General features: G+C 70.7%; 16 protein-coding genes. 6 read left to right on the plus strand and 10 right to left on the minus strand.

Annotated elements, in window-relative coordinates; translation table 11 throughout:
* Positions 1-25: 25 nt before the first annotated feature.
* Entirely contained in the window at positions 26-712 is a 687-nt protein-coding gene (locus tag WME98_RS10840) for an SIMPL domain-containing protein (RefSeq protein ID WP_437951271.1), read from the minus strand.
* Positions 713-872: 160 nt separating this feature from the next.
* Positions 873-2,240 (minus strand): hypothetical protein, encoded by a 1,368-nt coding sequence (locus WME98_RS10845; protein WP_437951272.1) that lies wholly within the window; start codon positions 2,238-2,240, stop codon positions 873-875.
* A gap of 213 nt (positions 2,241-2,453) precedes the next feature.
* On the opposite strand from WME98_RS10845, the gene WME98_RS10850 reads away from it, so the two are divergent.
* The 4 genes from WME98_RS10850 (at position 2,454) to WME98_RS10865 (ending at position 9,304) form a co-directional block, all read left to right on the plus strand.
* Positions 2,454-7,829 (plus strand): trifunctional serine/threonine-protein kinase/ATP-binding protein/sensor histidine kinase, encoded by a 5,376-nt coding sequence (locus WME98_RS10850; protein WP_437951273.1) that lies wholly within the window; start codon positions 2,454-2,456, stop codon positions 7,827-7,829.
* 261 nt (positions 7,830-8,090) lie between these two features.
* Positions 8,091-8,579, plus strand: coding sequence for a response regulator (locus WME98_RS10855; protein ID WP_437951274.1), 489 nt, complete (start codon positions 8,091-8,093; stop codon positions 8,577-8,579).
* Positions 8,580-8,765: 186 nt separating this feature from the next.
* Entirely contained in the window at positions 8,766-8,993 is a 228-nt protein-coding gene (locus WME98_RS10860) for an addiction module protein (RefSeq protein WP_061629170.1), read from the plus strand.
* The gene (locus WME98_RS10865; RefSeq protein WP_437951275.1) at positions 8,990-9,304 is read left to right on the plus strand and encodes a type II toxin-antitoxin system RelE/ParE family toxin; all 315 of its coding nucleotides are present in this window, start codon (positions 8,990-8,992) and stop codon (positions 9,302-9,304) included. The genes WME98_RS10860 and WME98_RS10865 overlap by 4 nt, the downstream gene beginning before the upstream one ends.
* Before the next feature lie 38 nt (positions 9,305-9,342).
* On the opposite strand, the gene WME98_RS10870 is transcribed toward WME98_RS10865, so the two are convergent.
* From WME98_RS10870 to WME98_RS10880, 3 genes are all read right to left on the minus strand, one after another.
* Complete coding sequence (locus tag WME98_RS10870; protein ID WP_061629172.1) at positions 9,343-9,918, minus strand: TetR/AcrR family transcriptional regulator; 576 nt, start codon at positions 9,916-9,918, stop codon at positions 9,343-9,345.
* Between the two features lie 10 nt (positions 9,919-9,928).
* Complete coding sequence (locus WME98_RS10875) at positions 9,929-10,546, minus strand: sugar O-acetyltransferase (RefSeq protein WP_437951276.1); 618 nt, start codon at positions 10,544-10,546, stop codon at positions 9,929-9,931.
* A gap of 82 nt (positions 10,547-10,628) precedes the next feature.
* Positions 10,629-10,910: a cupin domain-containing protein gene (locus tag WME98_RS10880; RefSeq protein WP_437951277.1), complete on the minus strand. Its 282-nt coding sequence runs from the start codon at positions 10,908-10,910 to the stop codon at positions 10,629-10,631.
* A gap of 380 nt (positions 10,911-11,290) precedes the next feature.
* Here WME98_RS10880 and WME98_RS10885 point away from each other — a divergent pair, with 380 nt between their 5' ends.
* The gene (locus WME98_RS10885; RefSeq protein WP_437951278.1) at positions 11,291-12,205 is read left to right on the plus strand and encodes a LysR substrate-binding domain-containing protein; all 915 of its coding nucleotides are present in this window, start codon (positions 11,291-11,293) and stop codon (positions 12,203-12,205) included.
* A 274-nt stretch (positions 12,206-12,479) separates the two neighbouring features.
* Positions 12,480-13,280, plus strand: a complete 801-nt coding sequence (locus WME98_RS10890) for a hypothetical protein (RefSeq protein WP_437951279.1) — start codon at positions 12,480-12,482, stop codon at positions 13,278-13,280.
* Positions 13,281-13,356: 76 nt separating this feature from the next.
* Here WME98_RS10890 and WME98_RS10895 read toward each other — a convergent pair whose 3' ends face one another.
* The 5 genes from WME98_RS10895 to WME98_RS10915 form a co-directional block, all read right to left on the minus strand.
* Positions 13,357-13,992, minus strand: coding sequence for an HD domain-containing protein (locus WME98_RS10895; RefSeq protein ID WP_437951280.1), 636 nt, complete (start codon positions 13,990-13,992; stop codon positions 13,357-13,359).
* Positions 13,993-14,195: 203 nt separating this feature from the next.
* Positions 14,196-15,251, minus strand: a complete 1,056-nt coding sequence (locus WME98_RS10900; RefSeq protein WP_437951281.1) for a glycosyltransferase family 4 protein — start codon at positions 15,249-15,251, stop codon at positions 14,196-14,198.
* A complete protein-coding gene (locus WME98_RS10905) occupies positions 15,242-16,108 on the minus strand; it encodes a PIG-L deacetylase family protein (protein ID WP_437951282.1) in 867 nt (288 codons plus the stop codon). The genes WME98_RS10900 and WME98_RS10905 overlap by 10 nt, the downstream gene beginning before the upstream one ends.
* Positions 16,109-16,414: 306 nt before the next feature.
* Positions 16,415-17,302 (minus strand): glycosyl hydrolase, encoded by an 888-nt coding sequence (locus WME98_RS10910; RefSeq protein WP_437333314.1) that lies wholly within the window; start codon positions 17,300-17,302, stop codon positions 16,415-16,417.
* Positions 17,299-18,135, minus strand: a complete 837-nt coding sequence (locus WME98_RS10915) for a TIGR04290 family methyltransferase (RefSeq protein ID WP_437951283.1) — start codon at positions 18,133-18,135, stop codon at positions 17,299-17,301. Before WME98_RS10915 ends, WME98_RS10910 begins: the two co-directional genes overlap by 4 nt.
* Between the last annotated feature and the right edge of the window lie 6 nt (positions 18,136-18,141).

The following is an 18,141-nucleotide window of genomic DNA, read 5'->3' on the forward strand; positions in this document are numbered from 1 at the left end:
CGACGCGCGCGCCCCGTCGGCGGCTCTACCGCTTCGCGAAGCGGAAGCGGGCCCGCACCGTGGCAGTCACCTCGATCTCTCCGGGCTCGATCGGGAACGTCGTCGAACGCGAGCCGATGCGACCGGCCGCCATCTGCCAGGCGCGCCCGCCGTCCTCATCGCCCGCGCTCGACACGGATCGCCACCCGACGAGCTTGATCTTGGCCGCCGCAGCGATCGCGCCGGCGTTGCGCTCGGCGTCCTCGATCGAGGCCTTGAGCGCCGCTCGGTAGGCCTCCTGCGGCGCGCTCAGGAAAAAGCGGATCCCGCTGGTCTGGTTGGCGCCCGCGGACAGCGCCGCTTCGAGGATCCTCGAGCTCTCGACGCGGAGCACGTCGAGCGGCGCCCGCTCGAGGATCACCGAGACCGTGCTCGTCGCTTCGTATCCGATGATCCGCGGAGGAGCGACGCGCTCCCGCTCCGTTTCGCCCTCCGGGATCGGGCTCAGCGAGACACCCACGTTTCTGACCTGGAGCGACGGAATCTGGAGCCCCTCCAGCGCGCTCACGATCGACCGCGTCCTGGCCGCGGCCTCCTCGCGCGCGGCCTCCAGGCTCTCGCCGCGGACCTCCACGGACACGTTGGTGCGCAGCGAGTCGGGCGGGAGCGACACGGTGCCGGACCCCTCGACCTCCACGACCTGCAGATCCGTAGACTTTACCATGCTGTTCATCCCGCCCCCTCCGTGAGGAGAACCTAAGGCCGGGAGGCGCGCTCAGGGAGGCTCGACGCGTCGCCGTGGCACCATGGCAGGCGGGACAAAGGGAGACGCGTGGAATCCGGGACGAGGGAGCGGCGCGCGGGTGCGCGCTCTCCTGCGTCGGCCGACGACGTCACATCCACATCCGCGCCACGACGCCGTAGGTGCCAGGCCCCGGGGACATGCCCACGTCGCCGCCGCCGAGGAGGACCTGGTCGTCGGCGACGACCTCCACGGTGTGCAGCTGCCCGAACTCGCCGAGATCGACCGGGAGCACGCCGCCCTCGCCGAACGCCGGGTCGAGCGCGCCGTCGCACGTGTACCGCGCGAGCAGCGGCGTTGTCGTGCCGCCCTCGCCGCGCTCGCCGCCGTTGCCCGCGACGAGGACGGCGCCGCCCGGGAGCAGGGCCATGTCCTCGGCGACGTCGTCGCCGCCGGTCGTCGGCCACGCGGCCACGCCCCTGTCGCCGAACGCGAGGTCGGGCGCGCCGTTCGGGTGGAAGCGGCGGACCTGGAAGTCGCGCGCCCCCTCGGCCCCGGCGTCGCCGGCCACCACGATGCCGCCGTCCGGCGACAGCGCGAGCGCGACCGCGCGCTCGTCGACCCCGGGATCGCCGGCGACGATCGCGCCCCCGCGGCCGAAGGAGCGATCGAGCGCGCCGTCTCGGCGCAGGCGGATCACGATCATGTCGCGCTGGCCGCCCCGCTCGACCGAGCCGGCCACGACGACGCGGCCGCGGTCGTCGAGCGCGACCGCCTCGGCCACCGACGCGGCGCCCAGCGAGACGGTCCTGTAGCCGCGCGGGCTCGCGAACGAGGTGTCGAGGGCGCCGTCCGCGGTGGCGCGCACGATCAGCAGGCGCCCGTCGCGCTGACCCACGGCCACGATGCCGTCGTCCGGAGCGACGAGGCCGCCCCGGATCTCCTCGTCCCCGCCGAGGTCGAGCAGGCTCTTGCCGCCGTCGCCGAAGCCGGGGTCGAGCGAGCCGTCCTCCGCGTAGCGCGCCAGCGCCACGTCCGCCGAGGCGTCCCGGAACCGGTCGCGCCAGCCGATGGCGACGACCTCGCCGCCCTGCTGGTGGCCGGTGGCGGCCAGATAGGCCAGGTCGCCGGTCGAGTTGGCCCAGCCCGTGGTCACCATGCCGCCGCCGAAGCTTGAATCCGTCGCGCCGGCGCCGGTCAGCCGGACGACGCGGAACCTGATCCCGCCGAGCCCGCCCTGGCCCCAGCCGGCCGCGGTGATCCGATCGCCGGCGACGTCGACATCGAAGAAGCCGCCGTCGTCGTCGGCGCCGAAGCGCACCCGAGCGATCCCGGTGCCCGCCTCCCCGAACGAGGGATCGAGCTGCCCCGCGAGCGGGCCAGGCTCGTCGCCCGCGCAGCCGCAGCGTTCGCCGCCGCGCGCGGGCGCCGCCGTGTCGGGCGGGGCGCTCCCGGCGGGCTCCTCGGCGAGGAGGTAACTCGGGACGAGCAACGTGAGCAATGCATGGAGGATCCTCATGAGAGGATCTGTTGGACGCGCGGAGGGGGGCCGTCAAACGGGCGCCGATGCCGACACCGCGGCGTCACCGCGGGCGCCCGGAGATCTCACCGCCTCGGACACATCCCGCGCGGCCCTTTGTGATACTTCTGTCGGAAGTGGAGCGCGACCCCACCGCCGTCGGGTCGTCGTGGGTCGTGGCTGCTGGCCGGCATCCGATCCAGGGGGAATCACATGGTCGAGCTCATCCGTCACGAGGTCCTCGACGCGCTGCACCACGGGCCTCGCCACAGCGTCTACCTCGGCCGGACGAAGAGCACAGGAGCGCTGTGCCTCCTCAAGGTGGCTCGACGCGACGTCCACGGCCCCCGTGAGATCGCGATGCTCCAGCGCGAGCACGAGATCACCAGCAAGCTCGACCTGGAGGGGATCCTCAAGGCCCGCGACCTGGAGGTCCGGAGCGACCAGGTCGCGCTCGTCCTGGAGCACTTCGAGGGCCGCTCCCTGCGGGCGATCCTCGACGAGCGCGGGCGCGACATCGGCCCCGCGCCGGCGATCCAGCTGGCGCTGCAGCTGGCCGACACGCTCGGCGCCATCCACGACCGGAGCATCATCCACAACGACCTCCAGCCGAGCAACATCCTCGTGGATCCCGCGCTCGGCGCGTGCAAGCTCACGGCCTTCTCGAGCGCTTCCCTGCTGCCGGCGGAGCGAGCGGCGGTGTGCGATCCGTGGTCGTCCGGCGGCGGCACGCTGTATTACATGTCTCCCGAGCAGACCGGCCGCATGAACCGATCGGTCGATTTCCGCTCGGACTACTACGCTCTAGGGGTCACGCTCTACGAGCTCACGACCGGGCGCCTCCCCTTCGAGGCGACGGATCCGATGGAGCTCGTGCACGCCCACATCGCGAGGACGCCGGTCCCTCCGCATCAGGCGCGGTCGTCCGTGCCAGAGGCCTTCTCCGCGGTCATCATGAAGCTCCTGTCGAAGACCGCCGAGGCGCGCTACCAGAGCGCGTTCGGCCTGCGGGCAGATTTGCTCGCGTGTCTCGAGGTGATGGAGGGCAAAAGGCCGGCTCTGCGCTTCGTGGTCGGCCAGAAGGACAGGCCGAACCGGCTCCAGGTGTCGCAGGAGCTCTATGGCCGGCAGGCGGAGGTCGCGACGCTGATGAGCGCGTTCCGGGACGTGAGCGGCCGCGGGTCCGGAGCCGGCGGCTCGTCGGAGCTCCTCCTCGTGGCCGGCTACCCGGGCGTCGGCAAATCGTCGGTCGTGAGCGAGATCCACAAGCCCATCGCCGAGGAGGGGGGCTACTTCGCCGCCGGCAAGTTCGATCAGCTCTCGCGCAACATCCCCTATGCGTCCTTCATCGCCGCGATCCGGGAGCTCGTGCGGCAGCTCCTCACGGAGAGCAAGGAAGAGCTCGGCGCCTGGAGGGCCAGGCTCCTCGCCGCGATCTCGCCGAACGGTCAGGTGATCGCCGACGTGATCCCCGAGATCGCGCTCCTCCTCGGCGAGCAGCCGCCCGTCCCGGCGCTCGGACCGATGGAGACGCGCAACCGGTTCCATTTCACGTTCCGGAGCTTCATCGGGGCGGTCACCTCGCGGGGACGCCCGCTCGTCCTGTTCCTCGACGACCTCCAGTGGGCCGACACCGGCTCGCTGGACCTGATCGACGTCCTCATGGAGGACGCCGACATTCGACGCCTCCTGCTGATCGGCGCGTACCGGGACAGCGAGGTGGACGACGCCCATCCGCTCATGATGATGCTGAGCGCGCTGAAGAAGAGCCAGGCGCGCGTGCGCACCATGGCGCTCATGCCGCTCGAGCGGGAGCACGTCGAGCAGCTCGTGTCCGACACGCTGGGCTCGTCGCGCGACGCGTGCCGCCCGCTGTCGGACATCCTCTTCTCGAGGACCGAGGGAAACCCGCTGTTCGTCATCCAGCACCTGACGAGCATCCACCGCGAAGGTCACCTGAGCTTCGATCCGGAGCGGGGCGCCTGGCGGTGGAGCGCGCCGGACATCGCGCGGATGAGCGCCGCGGAGAACGTCGTCGACCTGATGATCCTCCGCGTCCGCGGCCTGGCCGGGGCGACGCAGCGGGTCGTGATGCTGGCCGCGTGCATCGGCAGCCGGTTCGATCTGAAGCTGCTCGCGCGCATTCACCAGAAGGACGTGCGGGCCACCGACGAGGACCTCTGGCCGGCGCTGGAGGCGGGGCTCGTCTTGCCTGTCGACAGCGACTACAAGATCGCGCGCTTCCTCGCCGAGGACGGCGGGAGCTCCGCGGCGTTCAGGTTCCTGCACGACCGCGTGCAGCAGGCGGCGTACAGGCTGCTCCCGGAGGAGGAGCGAATCAGGGTCCACCTGGAGCTCGGGCGACGGATGCTGCGGGAGACCCCGCCCGAGTCGCTCGAGGCACGGATCCACGAGATCGTGACGCACCTCAACCTGGGCGCAGAGCTGATCGAGGACAGGCAGCAGCGCTACGAGGCCGCGGCGCTCAACCTGAGGGCCGGACAGAAGGCGAGGCGCGGGGCCGCCTACGGGCCTGGGGTGCAGTGCCTCCGCGCCGCGGCGGCGTTCCTGCCGGACGACTGCTGGGAGGCGGATCACGCGCTGTCGCTCGCGATCCACACGGAGCTGGTCGAGCTCGAGTACCTGACGATCAATTTCGAGAACGCCGAGACAGCTGCGAAGGTGGTCGAGGATCGAGCCTCGGATGTCCTCGAAAAGATCCGAATCTACGAGACTCGCGTTCAGTTTTACATATCACAAAATCGAATGCAGGATGCCATCGACATGGCGTTCGGCGTCCTCGCCATGCTCGGTGTCCAGCTGTCGAGCTCACCGCCGGCGCACGCCGACGTGGCTCGGCTGGCCCAGCTCCCGCCGATGACGGACGAGCGCATGCGGTCGGCGCTGCGGCTCATGACGACGGTCAATCCAGCGACGTATCTGGCGAGGCCAGACCTGCTGCCGGCCAGCACCTTCACGATGGTGGACATCTGCATGCGGTACGGCAACTCGCCGCTCGCCCCGCTCGTCTATGCGATCTACGGCGTCATCCACTGCGCCACGAACAACATCGACGAGGCTTTCGCCCTGGGGAGCCTGGCGCTCGAGCTCACGAAGACGTTCGGCGCCGTCGAGATCGAATCCAAGGTCTTCGGCACGGTGAACGTCCTCATCCATCACTGGAAGCGACACCTCCGAGAGACGCTCGATCCGCTGCGCCATGCCGTCCAGGTAGGCCTGGACACAGGAGACATCGAATATTCGGCGTACAGCTCGACCATCCTCTCGTTGCACTCGCTCTTCGTGGGAGAAGAGCTGACGACCACCGAGCTGCGGATGAAGCAATCGGTGGATCTATCGCTGAAATTGAACAACCAGTACTCGCTCTATCACTCCAGGATCTGGATGCAGCTCGTCCGCTGCCTGCGAGCGACATCCGAGGAGAAGCAGAGGCTCGTCGGCGACAGCTTCGACGAGACGACGATGATCCCGTGCCTGGGACAGAGCAGGAGCTCCTTGTTCGCGCTGCACCTCGCGAAGGGCATGCTGCTCTATACGTTCGGCCATCCAGAGCAGGCTCACCGTTCCCTCCGCGCCGGGGAGGAGTACCGGGATGGGGTCGCAGGCATGGTCACCGTCCTCGAGCACAATTTCTATGAGTCGCTCTCCATCCTCGCCGCCCTCGACCGTCTGGCGGAGGACGACCGCGGCGCCGCCCTCGCCCAGGTCGACGCGAACCAACGAAAGCTCGAGACCTGGGCGCGCTTCGCCCCCGAGAACAACCGCCACAAGCACGATCTCGTGAGCGCCGAGCTCTCGCGCGTCAGGCGCGAGGTGGTCCCGGCGATGGAGCTCTACGACCGCGCGATCGACGGGGCGCGGCGGCACGGCTTCGTGCACGAGGAGGCGCTCGCGTACGAGCTCGCGTCCGGCTTCTACCGCGGGCTCGGGCGGCAGGAGATCGCACGGCACTACATGACGAACGCCTTCCGCGCTTACGCGACCTGGGGCGCTGACGCGAAGGCGCAGGCGCTCGTCGCGAGCCATCCCTGGCTCGTCGAGGAGCGCGCCGCCCCGGCAGGGCGGCCCGGCGCGGGCGCGAGCCACCCGCTCTACCCGCAGCTCCTCGACGTGGCCGCGATCATCCGATCCGCGCAGGCGGTCGCGAGCGAGATCGTGCTGCCGAAGGTCATCGATCGCCTGCTGCGGATCGCGGCCGCGAACGCCGGGGCCCAGCGGGGCGCGCTCCTCCTGCTCCGCGATCACCGGCTGTTCCTCGAGGCGACCCTCGACATCGAGCCCGAGGTCGTCGAGGTCGAGCTCCGGCAGCCGGCCGAGGCGCGCTGCGATCTCCCGCAGACCGTCCTCAACTACGTTGCGCGCACCGGCGAGGCGGCGGTCCTCCGCGACGCACCCCGCGACGCGCGCTTCGGCCGCGACCCCGCGATCGCCCGCCTGCAGCCGAGATCCATCCTCTGTCTGCCGCTCCTCTATCGCGGCAGCGTCACCGGCCTGCTCTACCTGGAGCACCGCTCCACCCCCGACGTCTTCCAGCCAGCGCGCGTCGAGGTGCTCGGCTGGCTCTCCGCGCAGGCCGCCATCGCCGTGGAGAACGCGGACCTCCTCCGCGCCGTCGAGTCGGCGAACGCCGAGATCCGGAGCGTCAACGAGCGGCTCGAGCAGACGGTCGCGGAGCGCACCCGAGAGCTCCGCGACGCGCAGGCGCGCCTCATCGCGCTGGAGAAAGAGGCGACCGAGGTGCAGATGGCGGGCGGGTTCGCCCACGAGATGCGGAACATCCTCACGGGCGCCAAGACGTTCCTCGCGCGGGTCCGCGGCGCGGGCGCGGGCGATCCGCAGAGGAGCGTCTGCGTCGAAAACAGCGAGCTCTTGAGAGAGCTCTATCTCTCGACGAAGCGCCACATCCCCGCCGATACTTACGCGGCCACCGCCACCGTCTTCCGTCGGATCAACGCGAACGAGGAGCTGCTCGACACGGCGCTGCGCGACATCGAGGAGTCGCTCGACCGCGGGCTCGCGAGCACCCGCATGATCCTCGACTACGCGAAGGTCGGACGAGAGCGCCCCGGAAACCAGGCGGTCCGCGTCCGCCCCATCGTCGAGTCCGTCCTCAAGGAGGCAAGCGACGACCTCGCGCGGCACGCGATCGCGGTCGACGTCCTGGTCGACGCGGGGGCCGAGCTCCGGGGCGACGAGATCCATTTCCACTCCATCCTGAGAAACCTCGTGCTGAACGCGCGCGACGCGCTCTGTGAGGCCGGCGATCAGCGCGAGAAGCGCATCGTCATCTCGCTCGTGGAGGAGCCGCGCCGCTGGGTGCTGGAGATCAGCGACACCGGCGTGGGCATCCCTCCCGAGCTTCACGCCAGGATCTTCGATCCCTTCTTCTCGACGAAGCCGGAGAGCGGGACCGGCCTCGGGCTCGGCGTCGTGAAGAAGCTCGCGGCGCTGTACGAGGGCGCCGTGGAGATCAGCAGCCAGCCGGATCACGGGACGACCTTCCGCATCGCCCTCCCGAAGACGCGCGGTGAAGCCGAGTCCCCTCCCCCGGCGAGCGCCGGCGCGTGAGACGCGATCCCTGGAGAGCGCTCCGCGCAGCGAGCGCGCGGAACGATCGCGACGCGATCGCAATCGCGCCGCATATCGCCCTCGACCGCACCTGCGACCACACGCCTTGGGGTTGCGGTCAGGACACCGAAGCAGCTGAGTGCGGCCGCGCGTGGCCGTCGAGCTCGGGCCGGCGGCTTGCAAAGCGAGAACGCGCGGTGATATGGGAAATCAAGTCGCGAACGAGCGCGGGGGCGCGCCCGTGGAGCCGGGGGGCCGGGGATGTCGTTCAAGGACTTCGATGCATTGCTGGACAGGGAGGGGGCGCTCCCCGGCCCGACGACCGCAGCTCGGCCCAAGGTGCTGGTGGTCGACGACGATCCCACGATCAGGAAATCGCTCCAGGGCGTCCTCGACGCCTGGTACGACGTCACCGTGTGCGCCTCGGCCAAGGAGGGCCGGGACGCCGTCGAAGACGACACCTGCGCCGTCGTCCTGGACGTGAAGATGGGGAGACACGACGGCTTCTGGGCCTGCGACGAGATCCGGAGGAGGTATCCCGACGTCCCGGTGATCTTTTATTCGGCCTATCAGGACGCGAAGGATCCTTATGATATCATCAATCATCACAGGCCCTTCGGCTACATCACGAAGAGCGGCGACATCGCGCGGTTGCTCGGCGCGATACGGACGGCGGTCGACTTTTACGGGAAGGTCCTCGAGGGCAAGCGGCTCATCGAGCTGCACCGGAAGGTGCGCACCGGCGGCTGAGGGGCGGCGCTCGCCGGGGCCAGGCGCAGCGGCCGACCTGGAGGCCGGGCCGGCGGCGCGGTTCGCGGTCCGGCCCGCTTGCGCGGCCGCGCCGGCGCACGACCCGCTTGCGTCCACCTCGTTCCCGGCGGCTCGGCTCTCCTACCGCTCCCTCCGGCGGCCGCCCGCGTGCTATCCTCCAGAGCGATGAGCACAGCCCGTAAGCTCCTCCAGGAAGCGCTTGAGCTCGATGAACGGGAGCGAGCGACGCTCGCGCTCGAGCTCATGGATTCGCTCTCGCAGCCCGACGCTCGCGATGAGGCGGCCTGGATCGAGGAGATCGAACGTAGGGCACGTCGAGCTCTGTCTGGGCAATCGCCGGGCGCTGACATCGACGACGCGGTAGATCGCATCGAGCGCGATCTGGGCTTGTGAGGACGGCGCGGCTCGCGCCCGAAGCCGAGGCCGAGCTTCGGGAGGCGGCGACCTGGTACAAGAAGGGCTCGCCGGATGTCGCCCGGCGGTTCCTCGCGGAGGTGCGCTCTCTCGCTCGCGAGATCGCGCGAATCCCGCTTCGTTTTCCGGTCCTCATGGAGCCGGAGCTGGATCCGCCGGTTCGTCGCGCGCTCGTGCCGGGGTTCCCGTACGCCCTCATCTTCCTGGTCACCGCGGACGTCGTTCACGTGCTCGCGGTCGCTCATCAGCACCGCGCGCCGGGGTACTGGATCCATCGAGTGCGTCGCTGAGCTCCGGCGAACATGCCTCGAATGCGGCATGCGTGTCCTCACCGGGCGAAGCGGCGGATCGCGTGCCGGATCTGCTCGGCGGTCATCGGATCCGTGGACAGCGCGCTGTGCAGCACCAGGCCTTCGATCAGCGCGTCGAGCTCCCGCGCGGTCACCGGGTCGAAGTGGAGCTCCAGCGCGCGTCGGCTCCGCAGCATCCAGGCCTGGGTGACGGCGCGCAGCGCGGGCCGCCGGGCGGCGGCGACGTAGAGCTCGACGCTGAGCACGAGGTCGCGCGGCGAGCCGAGCAGGTCCGCCGTGAGGTGCTCGACCAGGAGCTCGACCGCGGCCTCGCGGCCGCAGGCGGCGCGCATCCGCGCCTCGAAGCGGGACGCCGCGGCCTCCGCGTGCCGGGTGAACGCCGCGGCGAGGAGCTCGTCGATCGACGCGAAATGGTACGTGGTCGAGCCGAGCGGCACGTCGGCGGCCCGCGCGATGGAGCGATGCGAGGCGCCTGCGACCCCGTGCTCGGCGATGACGTCGAGCGCCGTCGCCACCAGCCGGTCCCTGCGCCCCGGGTCGTGGCGGCGCGCCCTCCGCGCCGGCGCCGCGCGCCTCGCGCTGGCTCTGCCCATCGCGCCCCCGTCACCCTCGCGCGTCGCCCGGCGCGGGCCCGACCGCGGCGCCGGCGCCGTCGAGCGTGCGGATCACGCGCGCGGGGTTGCCCACCGCGACGACGTTGGCCGGCAGATCGCGCGTCACGACGGCGCCGGCGCCCACCACGGTGTTGTCCCCGATCGTCACCCCGGGCAGCACGATCGCGCCGCCGCCGAGCCACACGTTGTTCCCGATCGTGATCGGCTTGGCGGCCTCCCACTTCTCGCGCCGCGGCTCGGGGTCCAGCGGGTGGGTCGGCGTGAGCAGCTGCACGTTGGGCCCGATCTGCACGTCGTCGCCGATGGTGATCGGCGCGACATCGAGCGCCACCAGCCCGAAGTTCGCGAAGCAGCGCGCCCCGATGGTGATCTGCGCGCCGTAATCCACATAGAACGGCGGGCGGATCTCCGTGCCCTCGCCGATCGAGCCGAGCAGCTGCTCCAGCAGCCGGCGGCGCAGCGGGCGCTGGCGCGCCGAGGTCGCGTTGTAGGCCGCCATCAGATCCAGCGCCGCGGCGCTCAGCTCCGCGAGCTCGGGATCGCCCATGTAGAGGTCGCCCGCGAGCATCCGCTCGCGCATGGATCGCGTGTCGTCGGGGGTCGTCATATGGACGAGTGTACGCATCATTGGAACGGGTGTCCACATCGCCGGCCGGAAGAGCTACTACGGCCAGAGAGCGCAGGCGTGTCTACTGGAGCCTGTGGAGCAACTCCGTGTCCTGGTCGCCCAGCAGGTAGGTGGCGATGAAGGTCGCGGGGGCCGAGCTGGACTCGTTGTCGAAGCGCTCGATGGGCGTGCTCGCGGGCTCGAAGATCGTCTGCCCTGCCGTGTAGTACCTGGCCGGTTGGCCTTTCACCTGAAACAGAATACGCCCTTCGGTCACATAGCAGACGACCGGACCGGGGTGCGTGTGCGGCCCGGCCTTGAACCCAGGGGGCAACGTCAGCCGCTGCACCTCGACGCGGGTCACGGCCTTCCCGCCCGCGACCGCGTGAGTCCCGAGCGAGGCTCGCTCCAGGACCGAGTCCCGCGCGCATCCCGCGCCGGCACAGAGCAAGGCTGTCGCTATCGCGAGCGCAGCCCGGGAGAGGCGGCGCCCGCTCCCAGGGAGCGCTCTCCCCGGACGCCGCGTGCGACGATGGCTGTCGGCGAGATCGAGAGAGAGGTCCCCTGCGCGCAGCGGCGGCTCGACATTCCGCGGTGAGACGTGAGCGAAACGCATGGAGTGTGGGTCCTTGTGCCCTGCCAGGCGGCTCCGGCTCGCCTTGACGCCACCAGCATGACGGAGCATCATCGTGCTGAAAATCAGGAACTTTGGTACGGATAGTTCATAAAAACGGGACGGTTGGCATGCAACGCGTCACCTTCGATCTCGACGTGCTGCGCAGCTTCGTCGCGGGGGTGGAGCTGGGCAGCTTCGCCAGGGCGGCGAGCCGGGTGGGCCGGTCGACCTCGGCGGTGAGCGCTCAGCTCAAGAAGCTGGAGGAGCAGGCGGGCACGCCGCTCTTTCGTAAGGCCGGGCGCGGTCTCGCGCTGACGGAGGCGGGCGAGACGATGCTGGCGTACGCCCGCCGCCTGCTCGAGCTGAACGACGAGGCGGCGGTCGCGGTCCGCGGCGTCGATCTCGAGGGCTGGGTCCGGCTCGGCCTGCAACAGGACTTCGGTGACGTGCTGCTCTCCGGGGTGCTGGGGCGGTTTTCGCGCGCCCACCCGAGGGTGCGGATCGAGGTGCGGGTCGCGCGCAATGCGGAGCTGCTCGAGCGGGTCACGTCGGGCCGGCTCGATCTCGCGCTCGTGTGGGGCGACGGGATGGGGGCGCCGCATGGCGAGCGTCTGGCCGAGCTGCCGATGCGCTGGATCGGGTCGGCCGCGGGGGGCCCTGCGCGGACCGGGGCGGAGGGCGAGTCGCTGCCGCTCCTGGCCATCGAGGCGCCGTGCCGGTTCCGGGATGCCGCCGCGGCGGCGCTCGATCGCGCTGGCATCCCGTGGCGGCTCGCCTTCACCAGCCCGGACCTGGGCGGGCTCTGGGCCGCGGCGGCGGCGGGGCTTGGGTTCACGGTGCGCACGCCGATCGGCCTGCCCGCCGGCGTGCGCGCGCTCGGCCCCGGGGAGGCCGGGCTGCCGGCGCTACCCGCGCTCCCCCTGGCTCTGCACCAGGCAACGGCGGAACCGGAGCTCCCGACCGCCCGCCTCGCGGCCCTCGTGGTGCAGGCGCTGCAACGTCCCGTCGAGATCGCTCGTGGAGCCCAGCCGATCGCCTCGTGAACGACCCGGGCCGCCACCTCATCCCCGAGGGCGCCGGGCGCCTTATTCCTGCGCGCCGCCAACCCTGCACGCTCATGCGGAGCAATCCCGCCGACACCCAGGGCGCTGCTTTCTGGAGAGTGTTCGAGCAGAGGGGGGACATGCGGTCGCCCACCCGGCGCCTAACCGTAATGCAGAAGGAGCAAAAGATGCGGTCTCGAGGATCGCCTGCCTGGGACCGCGCCGCCGCCGCGTGGCACGGTCGACAAGAACAACCAACGAGAAGGATGGAAGCATGCGCAATCCAGGCGATGTGATCGGCACCTACGGCAAGAGCCGTTCGCTTCTTTTTACCGGATGGTTTCTGGCAGCGCTGTTCGCCGGCGCGGGCGCCCTGGTGCTGTCCCTGGTACCAGGGCCGGGCAGCACGGTGCGGTTCGATGGGGATGTGTCGGTGCTGTATCGCGCTGGCTACGGGGCGATCGCTCTGGGCGTCGTGATCGCGCTGGGCACGTGGTGGGTCGTGGCCTCGCAGCCCGTGTTCGTGCTGCACCAGAACGCGATCCAGGCTCGGGAGCGCAAAGGCACCCGGACCGACTTCTACGCGGACATCGAGGATCTCTACACGTTCTACTTCGGCGGTATCGGCTACCGGGCGACACCACAGGCGCCGTGGGTCTTCATTGGAGCGCGCACCTCGCGCTACGCCGAGCTGAGCCGGACATTGCGGATGCGCCATGTAGAGCAGCGCGGGGAGCGGCTCTACCACGAGCTTCAGGCCGGCGGGTCGGTCCGCTTCCGGGCTCTGCCCGACAGCGTGGCGTTGTCCAAAACCCTGTTCGCCTCCCGCAACATGGACCACCCGATGAAGATGATCGAGCTCACGCGCGGCCACCTCACGATCGAGGGGAAGACCATCGCGATCGAACGCATCGCCGACGTCGCATCGAACCTCTGGGTAGAGCGGTCGCAGATCCTGGATGTGGATGGCGGGGTGTTCCACACCATGCACTCGAACGCCGTGATGTCGTTCGATGTGCTGGTGGCGCTGATCGCCCGCTTGCAGCAGGACGCCGCCTCTGCAGCCCGCGTCTGAGAGCGCGTATGGGCAACGCGCGCGCCGGAGGGGCCGGCGCGAGCGCGATCGCTCGAGGAGGACGCGCTGGGCCCGGTCACTCCTTGAACGGCGCCGCCAGGATGACGTCGTAGAAATTGGGGGCATGGAAGCCCGGGATCAGGCGCTCGGCGATGTCGGCAGTGAAGTTGTAGAAGGCGGTCTCGGGCTTGCTGGCGAGCATGTCGGCGATCGCCTGCGGAAACGCGCGCTTGAAATCGAGGCGCGGGTACGCCTGGAGCACCGCGTCCACCTCGTCCGCAGAGAGCTCCTTCACGTCCTTGCCAGTGATATCCATGACAGTTCCGACGTGGAGCAGCGCCACCTCGGGCCGCTTGTAGGACGGGACGCCCCTCACGGTGTGCAGCGCAATCGCGTCCCACACGACGCCGATCGCCTCCTCGGGCACGCCGCGCTGCTTCAGGAACTCGCTCGCCGCGTTCGCGCCTTCGACCTCGTACCGCTCCGGGCCCCGGAATTTCTCGGCAAGGCCGAGGTCATGGAGCGCCGCCCCGAGGTAGAACAGCTCGAGATCGAGCTGGAGCCCGCGCCGCTTCGCGAGCAGCGCGCCGAAGATGTACGTGCGCATGACGTGGTTGAAGAGGAAGGGCGCCGACATCTCCCGCGCGAGCTCGGTCGCCTCCGCGGCCAGGTGGCTGTCAGGGATGCAAATGCCAGCGATCTCGTTCTTCACGGTCCTCCCTCCTTCGTGCGGCGCCGAGCCCGGTCTCGCCGAACAACCTGCGGGCGACCAGGCGTGACCACCATCGGAAGGAGCCGCCAGCTTCGGTCGACGACACACCCGATGTGCCGTTCACCAGGTCCGCCCGTGCCTTGCCGGGAAGAACGGAAATACAGAGGTGAGGAAACCCAGGGCGCCTCCCCGGCGCCTCCCGCTCACCCCTCGCGCAGGATCCGGCGGTACATCTCCAGGTACGCCGCCGCCGTCCTCGCCGCCGAGAAGCGCTCCTCGGCCGCGCGGCGGCACTCCGCCGGGTCGAGCCGGTCCGCCATCGCGATCGCCTCGGCCATCTCCGCGGCGTCGTCCACCAGGTACCCCGTCCGGCCGTGCTCCACGATCTCCGGCAGCGCGCCGGCGCCGCGGAGCGCGATCACCGGCGTGCCCGAGGCGAGCGCCTCCATGGCGACGAGCGAGCTGGTCTCCTGGACCAGGCTGGGCACCAGCAGACACCGGGCCGCCGCGAGCAACCGGCGCTTCCGGACCAGGCCGACCGGGCCCAGGAAGCGCCGCGCCGGCCCGGCGCCGCCCAGCATCGGCACAAGGACCTCCCGCAGATACCGCGTGTGCTCCTCGTAGCCGAACGCCCGTCCGGCGATGAGCAGCGGCGACCCGGCCCGGACCGCGGCCTCGACGGCGACGTGGTACCCCTTCTCCGGGCAGATCCGGCCCAGCGCGAGCGCGAAGCCGCGCCGGTACCGCCGCGGCCGGTAATGCTCCAGCCGGACGCCGTTCGGGACCTCGGGCAGGAGCCGCGCGCCCGGCGGGCAGGCGCGCCGCTGCGTCGCGGAGACGCAATGGAGGAACGTCCTCGGGCGCTCGAGCCGGAACACCGCCGGCGAATAGAAGCTCGGCGGGAGGTGGAGCGTCGCCAGCGCGGGCACGCCGGGCTCGGGCAGGTAGCGATCGAAATCGACGCCGTGCAGGTGGACGAGATCGACCGGATACCGCTCCAGCGCCCGCGCGATGGCGCTCCGGTGGTGGCGCCACGCCCGCTCCTTGGCGGCCTCGTCGAGGACCGCGCCCGGCGGCGGCGCCGGCGTGGCGACCAGCGTCCCCGCGCACGCGGAGCCCTCCGGCGCGACGACGATCGACCGGTGGCCGCCGCGCGAGAGCGCCTCGTCGAGCATCGAGAGCACCTGCTCGGCCCCGCCCACGGCGTCCGGACCCACGGGCGCGAGCGGATAGCCGACGTGCAGGACCGTCAGAGGCATCGCTCTCGATCGAGGCCGAGCAGCGTCAGCGTCTTGATGGCGAGCTTCCGCCAGCGCGCGCCGTCGATGGGGAAGCCGAGGCGCTCGTAGTGGAGCGCCCCCTCGTGCGGGGGCATCCGGAAGTCGTAGGCCGGCGCCGGCCGGAAGCGCTCGACCTCGGCGCCGAACGGGGCGAGCGTCTCTTTCTGGCTGGAGAAACAGGCCAGCATGGCGCGCTTCTTTGACGCCTCCTCGCCCGAGAGCCGGAGGGCGATCTCGGGGACGCTCGGCTGCGCGATGAACTCGCCGGTGACGAGGTGACCCCGCGCGGCGTGGTACGAGGCCGCCTCGAAGATCAGCGGCGAGGTGACGCCGTTCCAGAGGGCGAGCACCGCGGCCGAATGGACGGCGAGCGCCGCCGCGTCGTGATCGGGGTGGCCGCCCTCGTAGGGGTGGGTGATCACCACCTCGGGCCGCGTCCTGGCGTACAGCTCGAGGAGCTTCCGGGCGAGGCTCGGGGCCTCCTCGATGGCCTCCTGGTCCACCGCGCCGAGGCACCTGAGCCTCGACGCCGGCACGTTGCCCAGGGCGAGCGCGCGGGTCACCTCGCCGCGCCGGAGGGCGATGTAGCGCTCGCGCCCGATGTCGGCGAGCTCCGCCGGCATGAACCGGCTGTCGCGGGGCGCCCCGTCGGTCACGTGCACCACCTCGATCGGCTGGAGCCGGCCGATGCGCGCGCCGAGCCCGAGGGTCTCGTCGTCCGGATGGGCGACCACGACGAGGCAGCGCGGCGGCCGGCCCGACGAGAGCCACGAGAACGGCGGCCACGCGAGGTCCGGCGGGGTGCGGCCCTGGCGGCGGAGCGAGGCGAGGTTCACGGCAGCGCCTCCCGCCGTTCCGCGCGCCCGCCGCGCCCGCCTGAGCCTCCGCGGGCGCCGCCGCGCGCCTCGGGCCTCTCTCGCTTCGCGCTGCTCGTGACGTGCGACATGAGCCACCTGCCGTGCGCGACGTCCGGTCGTCCCGGCGCCGGAGGCGCGCGCGATCTCCACCCTATCAAACGGCTACGCGGCGCGCCAGATGGCGCGTCATTCACGGACAGCTGAACAGGTGCTCCTCGACGGCGCGTTCAGGACAGGCCGCATCCGCGCAGAGAGACGTCGCCCCGACAGCCGGACAGCCGCCGCCTACCCCACATAACGCCGCGTCATGCGGGCGCAGAACTCCGCGAACTCCTCGAGCCGCTGCGGGGGGCTCGTGTGGTGCGGCCGGACCCCGGCGTGCTCCGGGGTGAAGCAGTAGGTCAGCGTCACATCGAACGCCTCGATCGCCCGCATCTGCCGGTCGAACCAGGCCTCCGCGCCAGGGCGGAAGCTGTCGGCCCAGCTCAGGCCGGTGCGGAGATGGCGCACCCCGAGCTTCTTCAACCACGCCACCGCGTCGTCCAGCCGGTGGTCCTCGAAGTGGAACCACTGGCACACGCCGAAATCCGGCGTGCATTCCGGGAAGAGCCGCAGCGCGCGCTTGGGCGTCCCGTCCTCGCGGAGCAGGCCCATGTAGAAATGGCGGTAGTACGACGAGCCCTCGGCCTCGCGGTGCCGCGTCGTCGCCGGCCACGCGCGCGGCAGATCGTAGAGGCTGTACCAGTGGACCCGATCGACCTTGCCGCGGAGCAGCTCGGCGCTCCGCTTGAGGCCGAACTCCTGCACCTCCTCGGCGCCGAACGTGGAGACGCCGATCTCGGTGATCCAGAGCGGCTTGTCGGTCACCGCGCGGATCTCGTCGAGCTTGCTCGGCCACTCGTGGATCTGCCAGTGGTTCCAGTCGAGCGGGAAGCCGTGCACCGCGACGACATCGACGTGATCGAGCACGCCCTGCCGGCCCATGTTGGCGATGAACGCAGGATCGATCGGCGAGATGCCGCCCAGCACGCGCGGCAGCTCGGGGCGCTCGCTCCGGATCGCGTCCGCGGCGAGCTTCACCAGCGCGCCGTACGTCGTCCACTCGGGATCGATCTCGAAATCCCAGTGCGACTTGTTGTTGGGCTCGTTCCAGAGCATCACCGCTTCGATCATGCCTGTTCTCCATTCGCGCCGGCTCGCCTGGCCGGGTAGACCGCGCCGGGCACGCCGTCCGCCCGCTCGCGGCGGCGGCAGATGTAGACCTCGGGCTCGGGGTGGTTCACGATCTCGAAGCCGGCGCTCCGCAGCATCGCCTCCGCGCACGCCCGGTTGGGCACCCACCAGTTGGTCGGGTCCTGCGAATAGCTGTGCTCCACGAAGTGGAGCCGAGGATAGCCCGCCTCGTCGAAGATCCGCTTCTCCGAGAACGGATAGTCCCCCTCCAGCGGCGTCACCTCGGCGCTCCCGCGCTGCATGCTCTGGAAGACCAGCGTGTGCCCGACCACGTGCTCGTGCAGCAGATCCAGCGCGAGCAGCGGGTGGCGGAGGTGGTACAGGACGCCCATGAAGAGCACGAGGTCGAAGCGCTCGCCGAGGCTGCCGACGTCGTACACGGAGAGGTTCCGGAACTCGATGTCCGCGCCGGAGACCTCCGCGGCGAAGCGCGCCTGCGCCAGGTAATCGTCGTCGCTGTCGATCCCGAGCACCCGCGCCGCCCCGCGCCGCTTCATCTCGAGCGCGTAGAAGCCCGCGTTGCAGCCGATGTCGAGGACCGTCTTGCCCGTGAGATCCTCCGGGATCGCGTGGGCGAAGCCCTTCCACTTGAATGTGGGGTAATCGCCGAGGAAATGATCCGGCGCCGTCTTCACCCCGCCGAGATCGATGTTGTGGAACCACTGCCCGAGCCCGCGCACGCGCTCCTGGATCTGCTCCCGGGTCAGCTTCCTCGTGTCATCCACGTTCTGCACATTCGGCACGCTCCTCACGCTCTCCACGCTCCGATCCATCGCTCC

It is taken from the genome of Sorangium sp. So ce296, from assembly GCF_051529605.1.
GTDB lineage: Bacteria > Myxococcota_A > Polyangia > Polyangiales > Polyangiaceae > Sorangium > Sorangium cellulosum_D.